Below are 14818 nucleotides of genomic sequence, written 5' to 3'. Positions count from 1 at the left end.
GGCTATGAGCAACACGCCAGAACCAAGGCTGGTTCAAATTTTCACGGCGAAAATTACTGTAAATTTATGTGTTTGTTAGTTATTGCACGTTAACAAACCAATAAAAATAGCGGCGTCATGCGAGGCAGGTATGGATAAACTCCAGCGCAACATTCTGTTGTCTTTGTGCTTAAGTTCCCTCGCGCTGGGGGGCTGTGGGGGTAGTGAAAAGAAAGATGACTCCACGCCGCCAGTGGTGGTGGAACCGCCGGATGTCATTGTAGAGGAGCCTCAAGAACCTTTTCCTGTCACCAAGAACCTGTTTTTCTCAGGGCTGCAAAACCCTGGAGAGGATACGGAAAAGAACTTCGCATTCCGCTATGACATCGCCGCCGGCAGCGTATACCGGCAAAGTCCCAGTCAACCGACCTCCACCCTGGCGCCGGTAATTCCTCTGGGAAAAAGCCGCGCCAGCGCAGGCTATATGCTGATGATCGAGTCTGGAAAACTATTCCTGGGGAAACCTGATCAGTCCTCCCTGACCCAGGTCAGTACGCTCGCCTCCACCGTCTGCACCGCCGCCGTCCTGCCGGAAGGTCTGGGTTACGGCAAGTCTAAAATCACCGTGCGCACGCCAGGCGCAGACGCCACATGCGCCAATGAGGACGACGCCTACTTCAAAATTCCACTCAACGCGGCGGTCACTGACGCGCCCGGCAATGGCGCCGCTAACGACCTCAACCTGACGCCTTTCTGGAAACCCAACTGGGCATTGGCGGGTTACCTGCGGCCCACGGCCGATTCCCTGGAGATACTGGACGCGCAAGGCGCTCTGGCGCGTAGCATCGACGGACTGACAAGCGCTGACTTCGACTACGCCTTCACCACCGGCGAGCTGGATATGATACTGACCACAGACAGCCAGGTCTTCGCCAATAGCGGCGCCGAACTACTGGATACAGGCATGGCGTTGACGGCGCTGACCACCATCAACGCCAATGTCATGGACCCTGCAAAAACGGTCATAGACGGCGACAATGTATACCTGATTGATGGCGCCCTGGTGCGCAAAATCGCTCTGGAAGGCGGCGCCAATAACGTCTTGCATGACTTCACCAGTGAGGGCTCTATTACTGGTCGTCTGGCGCAAACGACAGATTATCTGGTTATCGCTGTGGATAGTGTACGTTTGTATTTAGTGGATAAAGTGACAGGGGAGTCGCGGGAAATCATTAATCCTATCAGCGGCGATTACCTGACCGGCGCGTCTCGCATCTACGCTAACTATCAAGACGCCAGCAACGCCAGCGCCTATCTGGTGAATCTGGATATGGCTGCAACCGTATGCCCAGGCGATAACTGCGCCGTCACGGAAAACGCCCATTGGCTTTACTTCCAGACCTTCAAGGAAGTAGGGATCGGCTACGCGCCAGTGCTGATGACGGGAGAAGAAACCCCAGACCCGAATCCGGACGATTCCGTCGACAGTTACGTACCCGCCTTTGAAAACGGTTACTACAACCGCCCGGTTTTTACTTCGTACAACCTGAATGAAGGCTTGCCTGTGCTCAACCTTGGCCGCCTGAACGGTCAGAACAAACTAATCCAGACAGGCGTTGTGGAACAGACTCACGGTCTGTTCACCATGGAGAACAATCCAGACAACGGCGATGAACTCGCTGACGTGATTTATTTCAATCTGTCTCTGGCCAGCTCTCTGAAAAATATCAGCCGTTCTGGCTCAATCGATGAAAAAGTGCTGCGGGAAAGCGATCTATCCCAGCGCTCGCCACTGCGGACCGGCAACCGCTTTTAAGGGGTTCCGGTTCGTTGGGGCATTCAGTCGTAGAAATGGCGTTCACCGTCTGGACGCCGTTTGAACCGCTTATACTCCCATTGATACTGCTCCGGTGTTTCCCGCACGCAGGCCTCCACCGTGGCGTTCAACGCAGCGGCGGAGGTTTCCAGATCTTCGGAGTAAATATCCGCAGCCACTGACCGTACCGTCATCACAAAACCTTCTCCTTCCGGTAAACGCTTGGCGTAGACGCAAAGCACTTTGGCGTCGGTGCGTTCAATCAGTTTGGAGACCAGCTTGATAGTATTGGCGGGAATGCCGAAGAAAGGGGCGAATACGCCACCGCTGAGCTCCGGTTCCTGGTCGGGAAGAATGCCGATTACGCCTTGCTCCCGCAAAATATGGAACAAACGCATGACGCCGCGCTTATTGGCGGGAACAAGCTCTGAGCCATTGCGCTCGCGCACGGCGCGCATATAGTCGTCCAGTTCCTCGATTTTAGGCGGCTGATAAAGCGCCGCCATGGAGTAACGCGCAGCRAAAAACAACCCCGCCACTTCCCAGTTGCCCAGGTGCGGAGCCAGCAGAATCAACCCTTTTCCGGCGTCTTCCGCTTCTTTGATGAGGTGCTCGCCATCAATGGATTTGATCAAAGACAGCGTCTTCTCAGCGGGCCATTCCCACACCGCGCCAGTTTCAAACGCCACCTTACCGGTTTCGCGCATACTGGCGGCGCCCAGCGCGTTGATTTCAGCAGCGCTTTTTTCAGGGAAACAACGTTGCAGATTGGTGCGCGTCACCCGCGCCGGACCGGCGTTGCAGCGCCAGGTCAAAGCGCCCAGCCAACCGCCCAATCGCTGCGCCCAGCGCAGGGACAGTTTGGAAACCAGGCGAATCAGAAAGATGATCAGCGTGGCGATGAGTTTGGATTTGTTCAAGAGATACCTGTGAATTCGGGGCGTACGTCACCATAAACTGGCGTCAGATAGCGTCTTTTTTCCGCAGAAACGGCAATTTTCGCGTAATTTCGCGGCTATATCCTATGGCTATCTGCAATCGGCGCGCACACGTAGTATAATTTGCCGCTTTATTCTACAGGCCGGCGACGTCCTGACAAGTAAGCGCCTGCGGCTAAAGAACCAAACATGCACAGCAAGTGGTGTAAACCGTGACTGATACAAACAAGCCAGATGTAAAAACCTTTCAGGGATTAATCCGAACTCTCCAAGACTATTGGGCTCGTCAGGGCTGCGTCATTTTGCAACCGCTGGACATGGAGGTAGGGGCAGGCACCTTTCACCCGGCCACGTTTTTACGCGCTATCGGTCCGGAAACCTGGAACGCCGCCTATGTACAGCCCAGCCGCCGTCCCACTGACGGCCGCTACGGCGAAAMCCCCAACCGCCTGCAGCATTACTACCAATATCAGGTAGTGCTGAAGCCTTCTCCCGATAATATTCAAGAGCTGTATCTGGGCTCTCTGCGTGAGATGGGCATTGATCCCCTGGTGCACGACATCCGCTTCGTGGAGGATAACTGGGAATCCCCGACACTGGGCGCCTGGGGACTGGGTTGGGAAGTCTGGCTGAACGGCATGGAAGTAACCCAGTTCACTTACTTCCAGCAGGTGGGCGGCCTGGAATGTTATCCCGTGACCGGCGAAATCACCTATGGTCTGGAGCGGATCGCCATGTATCTGCAGGGCGTCGACAGCGTATACGACCTGATCTGGACCCATGGCCCACAAGGCCCGGTCACTTACGGCGATGTGTTTCACCAAAATGAAGTGGAGATGTCCACTTACAACTTTGAAGAGGCAGACACCACCGAACTGTTCCGTCACTTCGACACTTACGAGCGCGAGAGCAAGCGTCTAATCGAAAAAGGTCTGCCGCTGCCCGCCTATGAAATGGTGTTGAAGGCGTCGCATACGTTTAACCTGCTGGACGCACGGCACGCGATCTCAGTCACTGAGAGACAGCGTTTCATCCTGCGCGTGCGCGGCCTCGCCAAAGATGTGGCGCAAGCCTACTTTGACCGCCGCAAACAATTGGGCTTCCCATTGGCCGAAGCCTCTATCCGTGACGAAGTGCTAGCCAGCGAAGGGGAGAAGTAAGTCAATGAACCACCAGGATTTTTTAGTAGAAATCGGCGCTGAAGAACTGCCGCCGAAAGCCTTGCGTCAATTGGCGGACGCCTTCGCACAAGGCATTCGCCAGCGTCTGGAAAAAGCGCAACTGTCCTTCTCTGACCTGACATGGTACGCCGCCCCCAGACGTCTGGCGGTGCATGTATCAGGACTGGCGGAAAAGCAACCGGATCTGGAAGTGGAAAAACGCGGTCCCGCTCTGCAAGCGGCATTCGACGCCGCCGGCGCGCCCACCAAGGCCTGTGAAGGTTTCGCCCGTTCCTGCGGAACCACGCCGGACAAACTGGAGAAACTGGAAACGGACAAAGGCGTATGGCTGGTGTTTCGCAGCAAGCAGTCCGGCGCGCCAACCACCGGCCTGTTGCCGGCCATCGTTGAAGAATCACTGGCGGCGCTGCCAATTCCCAAGCGCATGCGTTGGGGCGCACGCCGCACGGAATTCGTGCGTCCCGTGCATTGGATCATCATGCTGTTCGGCGAAAAAGTTATCGACTGCGAAATTCTGGGTCTGAAAGCAGGCAATACCACGTTGGGCCACCGTTTCCACCACCCTGCGCCTATCGAGATCGCCACGCCCGCCAATTACAAAGAGGCGTTGAAAGCTGGCTATGTCATGGCGGACTTTGAAGAGCGCATAGCGCTGATCAGACAACAAGTGGAAGCCATCGCCAAGCAAACTTCCGGCGTCGCCGTTATCGACGAAGCGCTGTTGGAGGAAGTCGCCAGCTTAAACGAATGGCCAACCGCGTTAATGGGACGCTTTGAGGATCGCTTCCTGGAAGTCCCGGCGGAGGCCTTGATCTCCACGATGAAAGGCAACCAGAAATACTTCCACGTGGTGGATGCGGAAGGCCGCATGCTGCCTTACTTCATCACCGTAGCCAATATTGAAAGCAAAGACCCGCAACAGGTTATCGACGGTAACGAGCGAGTCATCCGCCCCCGTCTCAGCGATGCGGCGTTTTTCTTCTCCACGGATAAGAAACGCACTCTGGCGAGTCGCCTGGAAGACCTGAAACCCATCGTATTCCAGCAGCAGTTGGGAACGGTGTACGACAAGGCCATTCGCGTCGGCAAGCTGGCGGCGAAAATCGCGGCGAAGATCGACAGCAACCCTGAATGGGCGCAGCGTGCAGGCGAACTCAGCAAGACCGATCTGGCGACGGAAATGGTCATGGAATTCCCGGAATTGCAGGGAACCATGGGCCGTTATTACGCCGCTATCGACGGTGAGCCGGAAGAAGTCTCCCTGGCCCAGGAAGAACAGTACCTGCCTCGTTTCGCCGGCGATCAGCTGCCAACAACTTTGACCGGCTGCGCGGTATCCCTGGCGGATAAACTGGACACCATCGTCGGTATTTTCGGCATCAATCAACCGCCGACAGGCGCTAAAGACCCGTTCGGTCTGCGTCGCGCCGCCTTGGGCGTACTGCGGATTCTGGTGGAGAAAAAGCTGGATCTGGACCTTGCCGAGTGCGTGCAATGGGCGCAGGAACTGCACGGCGATCTGCCGGCGGAAAACCTGGAAACCGCTGTGGTTGACTACATGCTGGATCGTTTCCGCGCTTGGTACGAAGAAGCCGGCGTGCCTACTGAAGTATTCCTGAGCGTGCTTGCTCGTCGTCCCACCAAACCAGTGGAGTTCGATCAACGCGTGCTGGCGGTGGCGGAGTTCCTGAAGCTCGACGCAGCGCAGGCATTGGCGGCGGCGAACAAGCGGGTCTCCAATATCCTCAGCAAAGAGCAGGTGGAAATCTCCGCAGAGTCGGCGAATCCAGAGCTGTTCACCGAGGAAGCGGAGAAGAACCTGTTCCGCGCCTTACAGGAGAAATCCGAGTCCACGCGTCCGTTTATCGAACAACGCAATTTCACCCAGGCGCTGCAGCAATTGGCGGAGTTGAAAGACGTCATCGACCTGTTCTTCGACAAGGTCATGGTGATGGTGGATGATCCGGCTATCCGCAGTAACCGTATGACGCTGCTGGCCAGCCTGCGTAACGTGTTCCTGCAGGTCGCGGACATATCCTTACTGCAAAACAAAGCGTAAACCACACAGGGAAGAGCGGGTGAGCATCAATACACTGCTGATATTGGACCGGGACGGCGTCATCAACGAAGACTCCGACGACTACATCAAGTCGGAACAGGAATGGCGGCCAATTCCGGGCAGTATTGAAGCCATCGCGGCCTTATCCGCCGCGGGCTTCACCGTCGCCGTCGCCACCAACCAAAGCGGTCTGGGACGCGGCTATTTCGATGAAGCCGAGCTGGGCAGGATGCACGCCAAATTGCTCGATCTGGTTGCGAAGCATGGCGGCGCCGTCGCCGCCATCGCCTTCTGTCCCCATGTGCCGGACGATCAATGCGATTGTCGCAAACCCAGGCCCGGCCTGGTGCGCAGAATTGAAGATGAAACCGGCATGTCCGCCGCCGACGCCTGGTTTGTCGGCGACAACGTCGGCGATATCGGCGCCGCCCGCGCTGCAGGTTGCCAGCCTGTGCTGGTGAAAACCGGCAAAGGCGAGCGCACCCTGGTCAAACTCGCGCCTGAAGAACTGGACGGCGTCCCCGTTTTTACCGACTTGGCGGACTTCGCCAACTATGCCATCGCAAAGCTCAAAGAGAGCCATTCAGAGAGCTAAACGAAGCTTGATTTTAACCGCCGCATTATCTATGTTATGCGGCACGGTTTACGGCGTGTAGCGCAGCCTGGTAGCGCACTTCGTTCGGGACGAAGGGGTCGGAGGTTCGAATCCTCTCACGCCGACCATGTCCACCTCCCAACCAATCGTTTACAACCTTTTTATCCAAGAAAACTCCAGCGGGGTCGGACCCGGAAGCCCGGCGCGTTGAGTCCCCTCCCGCCGACTGCATTCATATACCCCAGTCATTGTTTATCGCCCTTTCTCGCATAATCCCCGTTCGCCCTGAGCCTGTCGAAGGGCCTTCCAGAGCGTTCACAGAATCCAGATCACCACCCTCCAAATTCCCCCTCATAATCGGCCAAATTCCATACTGATTCCCCTGGTGGTATGCGTTACGCTTAATACAGCGCCGGAGGAGGAATGCATGATGCTGCGTGTTCTGTTTGTCTCTGCTTTAGTTCTGGTTATGACGGGTTGCGGATCTGGCGGTTCAGACCAGAGCGAGGATCCCCCGGTGGGCTTGTCTGAGCGACCGGATAATACGACCTGTCTGGCTTTCAACAGTAGCGGTTCCAGCGCCATCAAACTTACCCCCATTGCACCGGATATGGACTTCTCCAGCCCGATTCTGATGCTGCCCCATCCCAGCCTGACTAATATTTTTTATGTCGTGCAGCAACGGGGACGGGTTTACCGGGTGAACCTCAACGACAACACCCGCACCACGCTGATTGATCTCTCCGAGCACTACGATCTAAGCACTTGCGGTGAGTGCGGATTACTCGGCATGGCGTTCCACCCGAACTTCGCCGAGAACGGCTATCTCTATTTTTCCTTCACGGAAAACGTCTCTGGCATGACCTCTTATGTGGCCCGGTTTGAAAGCGCGGACAACGGCCAGACTCTTCGTTCCGATAGCGGCGGCGATCTGCTGCGGGACAATCTAATTGAAGTCAGCCAACCCTATTCCAACCATAACGGCGGCCACATCGCTTTCGGCCCAGACAATTTGCTGTATTACGGCCTGGGTGACGGCGGCTCCGGCAACGATCCTGACAATAATGGGCAGACAGTTTCCACACTACTAGGCTCCATGTTGCGCCTGAATGACGATGGCTCTCCCGCCTCCGGTAATAACGTGCCCGGCGCGCTACCGGAAATCTACGCATACGGTCTGCGCAATCCCTGGCGTTGGAGTTTTGATCGGGACACTGGCGACTTATGGTTGGGCGATGTCGGCCAGGGTCAGTATGAAGAGGTGGATATCATCATCTCTGGCGGTAACTACGGTTGGCGCTGTTACGAAGGCATGCACCGCACCGGTAACAGCTGCACAAGCACTGGCCCTTATATAGCGCCAGTGGCGGAATACGACCATTCCGAGGGCATATCCATCACTGGGGGTTATGTCTATCGCGGCGACGCCATTCCTGGTCTTAAAGGCGTCTATGTGTTTGCCGACTTCGGTTCGGGAACCCTTTGGGGATTGAGAGCCAATGGCAGCGGCGGCTATGACCGGGAGACTCTGCTGGAAAGCGGCCGCAACGTCGCGTCTTTCGCAGAAGGAGCGGATGGGGAACTCTACGTCGTCACCTTTTCCGGGCTCTTCCGTATCGACCCGGATGACACGGATACCGACTCAGACTCTGTCCCGCAATTGCTTTCGCAAACCGGCTGCGTCAATCCCGATAATCCCACACAGCCTGCATCCGGGCTCATTCCCTACACCGTCATTGAGCCGTTCTGGTCCGATGGCGCAGACAAACAACGTTTTTTCGCGCTGCCCAATAATACCTATATTGACGTCAACGCTGCGGGCGACTTTCTGTTTCCCGATGGCTCCGTGCTGGTCAAACACTTCTACCTCAACGGCGCCATTATCGAAACCCGCCTATTCATGAAACAGGCGGAAGGTGACTGGCGCGGCTACAGTTATCAGTGGAATGAGACGAAAACAGACGCCACGCTGGTCGCGGAAGGCAAGGACGTGGATTACAGCGGACAAACCTGGCGCTTTCCCGGTTCAGGCGAATGCGCTCAATGCCACACGAGCGCTGCGGGTTTCAGCCTGGGCCTGGAGACAATGCAGTTGAATCGGGAGCTGATCTATCCACAAAGCCGCATACGCGCCAACCAGCTGCAGACTCTGGCGCATATCAACGTCTTCTCCGCACCGCTGAGCGACGCGCATCTGGCCAACGCACTTCCCGCCAGCAGTAATGACAACGCCCCGCTGGAACGACGGGCCCGTGCTTATCTGCACAGTAACTGCGCCAATTGCCATCAACCCGGCGGCACGTCGCAGAGCACGATGGACCTGCGCTTTTCGACAGCGCTGTCTTCGACCCAGGCCTGCGACCAGGAGCCATTGAACGGCGATATCGGCGTCGACAATGCGAAGCTGATCTCTCCGGGAGACGCATCCATGTCGCTGATTTATCTGCGTATGACCCACCCTGGCGAATACCGGATGCCGCCGCTGGCGAGTCATCAAGTCGACACGGAAGGCGGCGTCCTGATTCAGGACTGGATCAACAGCCTGACTTCATGCGACTGAACTTTATGGCTATCTATATTGATTAACGAACAGGCGGACACGACTTTTGTCCGCCGCATAAATAAAACACGTAGTAGGGGAGAAATAAGGAATGCTCGCGCATTTTTTGGGAGGCGTCGGCCTGTTTTTGCTGGGAATGACCTTGTTGACGGACGGCCTCAAACTCGCCGCCGGTCCCGCACTGGAGGTCATGCTTAGCCGCTGGACATCAACTCGATCGCGAGCCCTGGCCAGCGGCGTGGCCATTACGGCCCTGGTGCAGTCTTCCAGCGCTGTCACGGTCGCGACCCTGGGTTTCGTTAACGCAGGACTCTTGATGTTTGAACACGCCACCTGGGTCATTTTCGGCAGTAATGTCGGCACCACATTGACCGCCTGGCTGGTGGCGCTACTGGGCTTCAGTATTAAAATCGACGCTTACGCTTTGCCGTTAATCGGCATCGGCGCCTTCATTCATCTCGGCGGTCGCAGCCCCCGTCTGAAAGCCGCAGGAACCGCCATCGCTGGCTTCGGCTTGCTGTTCCTGGGTATCGACGCCATGAAGTCCGCCTTTGAAGGATTCGGCGCCAATTTTACGGATAACCTCAACTTTGGAGACAACCTCTCTCTGTTGTGGATGGTGGTGGTTGGCATCGTGCTGACTGTGCTGATGCAGTCCTCCAGCGCCGCTATCGCCATTATTCTGACCGCCATCGCAGGCAAGATGCTGCCCTTGGAAGCGGGAGCGGCGGCGGTAATTGGGGCGAATATCGGCACCACTTCCACCGCCATTCTTGCCTCCTTCGGCGCCACCGCCAACGCGAAACGCCTGTCTTTGGCGCATGTGTTATTCAACCTCATCACCGGCGCAGCCGCCCTGGCGATGCTGCCTTTGTTTCTGTGGGCGCTGGGAGCGCTTAGCGGCATGCGCCAGGACCTGAATAACCCTGCGGTTTTGCTGGCGGCCTTCCATACTGTTTTCAACCTGTTGGGCGTCGCGCTGATGTGGCCCTTGGGGACGCCAATGACCGCGTGGTTGAAAACCCGCTTTCAGAAAGGCGGCAAAGTGCTCTCCCTGCAACATCTTGATAAGAGCGCCATCGTGGTGCCGGACGTCGCTATTCACGCCGTCGTCATGGAGCTGGAGCGTTTTCAGGGGCTGCTGTCCGCCCATATCCAGAATTCGCTGCTCAACCCCGGAGACCACCGCACGCTGGAAACCCGTCGCGAACTGAGAGAGCTGTTGGATGAACTGAACCAGCACATCACTAATATTCTGCATCAGCCGCTAAGACTGCCGCTGACGCAGCAGTTGCCTCAGTGCCTGCAAGTGATTCAATACGCCTATAATCTCCTGGAGACGCTGGATGAAGTAGAGCAGGAACCATCGCTGGATCGCTCTCTGACCGCCCCTATGAACGATTGGCTGAATCTGTATTGCCATCCCTCCATTGTGACGGAAACGGCGCAGGAAGGCGCTGACAGTGCGGCTCAGGCGGAACTCTCATATCGTGAGGCCAAACAAAGATTGTTGGACGACGCGCTGGAGAAAACGCTCAAGTTAACTACGATGAATCAGGCTCTGCAGCGATTGAGCCTGTATAAGCGGATGCAGGAGCAGATGTTAAAAGCCGCCCGCTTGGTGGCGGGCCTGAAACCCGGGACTTAATGGACGTCCCGGCTTGACAGTCCGCTTCGGCCCAGAGTTAAATGATAATCATTATCAATTAATAAACTTAACATCCGATCCATGACAGGGACACTTCAGGGTTTCGACACACAAGAGCCGGCGATCCGCGAACTACGCCGCAAGATCCGCTACGCCACAGAAGCGGACAACCCGCAGTTACTGTCCTTGTGGCTGTCGATGGAAGAAACCCTGACGCCCGCCTGCGCCGCCAGTCGCTGGCGGTTGTACGCCGCAGAGTTCCGGCTCTTGTTGGACACGCTTGCGGACGACCTGATTCCCGACCACTGGCGAACGCTGTGCATGGATCAGATTTATCGCCCCCTGGCGGCGCTGAGCCGCATCGCCGATGGCGAGTCCCGCCGCCGCCAGCTAAATGAGTTCCTCTACGAACTCAGAACCACCAGCCATTTCTTTCAAGCCAGCCTGACCGGCTGAAACACTCAGGAGAGACCGTGTGAAAACCCGTATCGAAAAAGACAGCATGGGCGAGTTACAAGTGCCGGCGGACGCCTTGTACGCCGCGCAAACCCAGCGCGCCGTCAACAACTTTCCCGTCAGCGGCGAGCGCCTTCCCAAGGCTTTCATTCGCGCCCTGTTGCTGGCGAAATCCGCCGCGGCGCGCGCCAACGTCAAATTGGAGCTGATTCCCGCCAAAATGGGCGACGCCATTTGCGAAGCTGCGCAGCAACTGCTGTCCGCCGACGACATGATGACTCACTTCCCTGTGGATGTGTTCCAGACCGGTTCCGGCACCAGCACCAACATGAACGCCAACGAAGTATTGGCGAGCCTCGCCAGCCGCATTCTGGACGAGAAAGTCAGCCCTAACGACCACATCAATTACGGGCAAAGCAGTAACGACATCATCCCCAGCAGCATCCACATCAGCGCCGCGCTGGAGCTGGACAAGCTGTTGCTGCCGGCGTTGCGCCGCCTGTTAAAAACCATTCAGGACAAAGCTGCGCAAACCGACGGCTACATCAAAACCGGCCGCACCCACCTGATGGACGCCATGCCGGTGCGTCTGAGCCAGAGTCTGCTGGGCTGGGGCGCACAAATTGAGCAGAGCATCGCCGCACTGGAGGCGACGCAACCGGCGCTGCACACCCTGGCTCAAGGCGGTACGGCGGTGGGCACCGGCATCAACGCGCATCCGGATTTCGCCGCGGAATTCAATCGCCAGCTCAGTGAGATGACAGGCCTTAGCTTCAAACCCGCAGCCAATTTCTTTTCCCATATTGGCTCGCAGGACATCGCCGTCTCTCTGTCCGGTCAATTGAAAACCGTCGCCGTCGCCATCATGAAAATCGCCAATGACTTGCGCTGGATGAATTCCGGTCCGCTGGCGGGCTTGGGCGAAATTGAACTGGAGGCGCTGCAGCCCGGCTCGTCCATCATGCCCGGCAAGGTCAACCCGGTCATACCTGAGGCGGCGGCCATGGCGGCGGCGCAGGTTATCGGCAACGACACCGCGATTACTATCGGCGGCCAGTCCGGTAATTTTGAACTGAACGTTATGCTGCCGCTGATCGCCCGCAACCTGCTGCAGAGTATTGAACTGCTGTCCAACGTCAGCCAGTTACTGGCGGACAAGGCCATCGCCACCTTCAAAGTCAATGAAGCCAAATTGCAGGAAGCGCTGTCCCGCAACCCCATACTGGTCACGGCGCTGAATCCGATCATCGGTTACCTGAAAGCGGCGGAAATCGCCAAACAGGCGTACAAAGAAGGACGCCCGGTCATCGATGTGGCGGAGGAGCAAACCGATCTGTCCCGACAGGAACTGGAGAAGTTACTGGACCCCGCCAAACTGACCCACGGCGGCCTGTAAGCGTCGCCTCACCGCTTAAGAAAAGTCTCGTGGCGCCTGAGCGTCACGACTTTTCCACGATCGCCGTAAGGGCGTCCTGTTCGCCTTCGGACTCTTCCTGCGCAGGTTCACACAAAGCGTCGCTATCTGCGCTCTCCTCTTGGGTAAAACGATTAAGTGAGCAAACTTCGGAAAGAAAGCTCATCAGTGCGTTAGCGACATTTTCCTCTACCAAAGAGTAAGTGACATAAAGTCCTTTTTTTTCTTCCTGCACCAGCCCTGACGCCAATAATATGGAAAGATGTTTGGAGATGGCCGGCTTGGAGATATCGAATCGGTCGGCGATTTCTCCCGCGGTCAGCGGCGACTTGGAGAGGTACGCCAGAATTCTTCTACGGGGGGTGGAGGACAGAGCCTTAAACACATTATCCGTACTCATAATAGTCCCTACTACGCTTATCAGTTCTAATTGTTTTTAACGACAAGGTTCATATAGAACCATCCCGGGGGGTAAATCAATGGTTAACGCACGCCCCCGCACTTCCTTCTTACAGACCATCGTTAGGCCTTCAAGTTCCACAGGCGTGAAAAACCTGGGGTTTCTCCCAGATGACCTGCGCCGAGAATATGCTGTAATCATCGCCCTGTTTAATCATCCAGACGCCGCTGCCCTCCTCATCGACGTCGCCCTGCCGCAAGGAGAAGAACTTGAACATGTCATCGACCGCTTATCGCAATATCGCCATCGCCGTCCTGGTTTTACTGGTTTACTTTTCCTGGGGAGACAGCGATGAAGAAGAGGCTCTTCCGTTTCAAGAATCCGGCTCCCAGGCAGGACCGGTTAACAATGCAGAGCTTCCGATGTATGAACTGCCTGACGCGTACGAAGCTCTGATATGTGAGTCGACGTCAGGCATGGTCGCTTCCAATTATCGGGTGGATTATAAAATTCTCCTGCTGATGGAGGACGGCTCCGCGTATGAGTCCCTGGGGGTACCGCCGGAAGATTTCGATGTGGAAACATCGCGAGAAGAACAGCCTGCGCGCTGGGGAATCTGGGAAAGCGATGACGACGGTTACCGGGTGAAAATTCCTGATGACGAAAATGAGTGGCGCACCTTCTCAAAGTCCGACCGTTTAGTTCCCGCCCGCGAAGGCGAGCGCCTGCACCGACGCCTCTACCACATGGTCGCTTATGGCATGGCGGGGATCACCATGAGCAGCACGGTCAACACCCGTCGCTGGACTTTCCGGGGCGACGAACGCTTCACCAAAGGCCGTTCCAGCCTCGCCGGTAGCGGCGGCGCTTATTCCGCGATGACAGGAACCTCCGTTTATGCGCAATCGAGCAGCGACGCATCAGGAGATCAGTCATTGGCGGCGGGATCAGGCTCCGGCGTTTTCACCCACTCCCAAAAGAAAGGCGGAGACGGTTCCAAAAACCGGGGAGAATATGAACTTTCCGGGTATACCCTGACGCTGAACTTCGATAATGGCGAGCAGGAGCGAAAATTATTTGGCTTCTGTTATAACGATCGCACCAGTCCCTTTTTGGATGGCGGCGTGTTTTGGATGGATGAGTCGGACCTGGAGGAAGACCTTCCCCGGAACTTTGAGTTGGTGATGAACATCAACGAGGATCGCTTCTATGAACCGAAGAATCTGGAAGAGGATGAAGTGCTTCGTTTGGCGTTCAGCGACAGCCTGAGACGCAACAAAGATTCTTTTACGCAGCAATTTGAGGACTATGTACGCGCCGATCTGACTTCTCTGGGAGAAGACCTGGACGATGAAGAATGGAAACTGGACAAGCGAGTCGCCATTTTCACCGCCCTGGTTGAGGACGCAGATCCCATGCCCTTATATGTGTCCTATCTGGCCGTTCCAGAGGGTGAGAAGTATTGGAAATATCTGCGCATTCTGACGTCAGACGATGAGGTTCTTTCCCGTTACAACGATAAGCTCACTCCCGTAATGAAGCGCTTTTTTACCGGAAAATAAAGAGCACCCAAGATTGTGAGCACACACTAACCAACTCAAAGTATTTGACGCCCAGACTATATATTAACCTGGCATCGATATAGGTATGATACACTACCCATATGATTATAGAAGACGCTCGCTCATTACCTGCCGCAGCGCAGGAAGAAAAAAGAAAACAGGCCGTGCGACTGCGCAAGCAGGGGTATAGCTATCAGGAAATAGCCGATA

The 14818-nt window shown here is 56.1% G+C and carries 12 protein-coding genes and 1 tRNA gene; 10 read left to right on the top strand and 3 right to left on the bottom strand.

Features of this window, described 5'->3' with window-relative positions:
* The first annotated feature begins 130 nt into the window (after nt 1-130).
* The gene (locus KP814_RS02400; RefSeq protein ID WP_216735251.1) at nt 131-1795 is read left to right on the top strand and encodes a hypothetical protein; all 1665 of its coding nucleotides are present in this window, start codon (nt 131-133) and stop codon (nt 1793-1795) included.
* A 23-nt stretch (nt 1796-1818) separates the two neighbouring features.
* Here the strand turns inward: KP814_RS02400 and KP814_RS02395 are convergent, their stop codons facing one another.
* Complete coding sequence (locus KP814_RS02395; RefSeq protein ID WP_216735250.1) at nt 1819-2715, bottom strand: lysophospholipid acyltransferase family protein; 897 nt, start codon at nt 2713-2715, stop codon at nt 1819-1821.
* A 230-nt stretch (nt 2716-2945) separates the two neighbouring features.
* Here KP814_RS02395 and glyQ point away from each other — a divergent pair, with 230 nt between their 5' ends.
* The 8 genes from glyQ (at nt 2946) to KP814_RS02355 (ending at nt 12628) form a co-directional block, all read left to right on the top strand.
* Entirely contained in the window at nt 2946-3893 is a 948-nt protein-coding gene (glyQ, locus tag KP814_RS02390) for a glycine--tRNA ligase subunit alpha (RefSeq protein ID WP_216735249.1), read from the top strand.
* A 4-nt stretch (nt 3894-3897) separates the two neighbouring features.
* A complete protein-coding gene (glyS, locus tag KP814_RS02385) occupies nt 3898-5973 on the top strand; it encodes a glycine--tRNA ligase subunit beta (RefSeq protein ID WP_216735248.1) in 2076 nt (691 codons plus the stop codon).
* Between the two features lie 19 nt (nt 5974-5992).
* Nucleotides 5993-6568 carry a D-glycero-beta-D-manno-heptose 1,7-bisphosphate 7-phosphatase gene (gene gmhB, locus KP814_RS02380; RefSeq protein WP_216735247.1) on the top strand — a complete coding sequence of 192 codons (576 nt, stop codon included), beginning with the start codon at nt 5993-5995 and terminating at the stop codon, nt 6566-6568.
* A 51-nt stretch (nt 6569-6619) separates the two neighbouring features.
* Nucleotides 6620-6696, top strand: a tRNA-Pro gene (locus tag KP814_RS02375).
* 299 nt (nt 6697-6995) lie between these two features.
* Nucleotides 6996-9128, top strand: coding sequence for an SO2930 family diheme c-type cytochrome (locus KP814_RS02370; protein WP_216735246.1), 2133 nt, complete (start codon nt 6996-6998; stop codon nt 9126-9128).
* A 91-nt stretch (nt 9129-9219) separates the two neighbouring features.
* Nucleotides 9220-10776, top strand: coding sequence for a Na/Pi cotransporter family protein (locus tag KP814_RS02365; protein WP_216735245.1), 1557 nt, complete (start codon nt 9220-9222; stop codon nt 10774-10776).
* A gap of 81 nt (nt 10777-10857) precedes the next feature.
* Nucleotides 10858-11232, top strand: coding sequence for a hypothetical protein (locus tag KP814_RS02360; RefSeq protein ID WP_216735244.1), 375 nt, complete (start codon nt 10858-10860; stop codon nt 11230-11232).
* 46 nt (nt 11233-11278) lie between these two features.
* Nucleotides 11279-12628, top strand: a complete 1350-nt coding sequence (locus KP814_RS02355) for a lyase family protein (RefSeq protein WP_253938129.1) — start codon at nt 11279-11281, stop codon at nt 12626-12628.
* Nucleotides 12629-12671: 43 nt separating this feature from the next.
* On the opposite strand, the gene KP814_RS02350 is transcribed toward KP814_RS02355, so the two are convergent.
* Nucleotides 12672-13046: a metalloregulator ArsR/SmtB family transcription factor gene (locus KP814_RS02350; protein WP_216735242.1), complete on the bottom strand. Its 375-nt coding sequence runs from the start codon at nt 13044-13046 to the stop codon at nt 12672-12674.
* 130 nt (nt 13047-13176) lie between these two features.
* On the bottom strand, nt 13177-13323 hold the full coding sequence (locus KP814_RS02345; RefSeq protein ID WP_216735241.1) for a hypothetical protein: 147 nt from the start codon (nt 13321-13323) through the stop codon (nt 13177-13179).
* Here KP814_RS02345 and KP814_RS02340 point away from each other — a divergent pair.
* Entirely contained in the window at nt 13322-14608 is a 1287-nt protein-coding gene (locus tag KP814_RS02340; RefSeq protein WP_216735240.1) for a hypothetical protein, read from the top strand. The two genes, KP814_RS02345 and KP814_RS02340, sit on opposite strands and share 2 nt — an antisense overlap.
* Nucleotides 14609-14818 lie beyond the last annotated feature (210 nt).

The organism is Hahella sp. HN01 (assembly GCF_018986435.1).
Lineage (GTDB): Bacteria > Pseudomonadota > Gammaproteobacteria > Pseudomonadales > Oleiphilaceae > Hahella.
Note: the sequence above shows the minus strand (reverse complement) of the source record. Positions and strands in the feature narration are given on the sequence as shown.

Coding starts and splice junctions, on each gene's coding strand:
- KP814_RS02400 (WP_216735251.1), top strand. CDS start 131: ATGGATAAACTCCAGCGCAACATTCTGTTGTCTTTGTGCTTAAGTTCC.
- glyS (WP_216735248.1), top strand. CDS start 3,898: ATGAACCACCAGGATTTTTTAGTAGAAATCGGCGCTGAAGAACTGCCG.
- KP814_RS02370 (WP_216735246.1), top strand. CDS start 6,996: ATGATGCTGCGTGTTCTGTTTGTCTCTGCTTTAGTTCTGGTTATGACG.
- KP814_RS02365 (WP_216735245.1), top strand. CDS start 9,220: ATGCTCGCGCATTTTTTGGGAGGCGTCGGCCTGTTTTTGCTGGGAATG.
- KP814_RS02360 (WP_216735244.1), top strand. CDS start 10,858: ATGACAGGGACACTTCAGGGTTTCGACACACAAGAGCCGGCGATCCGC.
- KP814_RS02355 (WP_253938129.1), top strand. CDS start 11,279: ATGGGCGAGTTACAAGTGCCGGCGGACGCCTTGTACGCCGCGCAAACC.
- KP814_RS02350 (WP_216735242.1), bottom strand. CDS start 13,046: ATGAGTACGGATAATGTGTTTAAGGCTCTGTCCTCCACCCCCCGTAGA.
- KP814_RS02340 (WP_216735240.1), top strand. CDS start 13,322: ATGTCATCGACCGCTTATCGCAATATCGCCATCGCCGTCCTGGTTTTA.
- KP814_RS02345 (WP_216735241.1), bottom strand. CDS start 13,323: ATGTTCAAGTTCTTCTCCTTGCGGCAGGGCGACGTCGATGAGGAGGGC.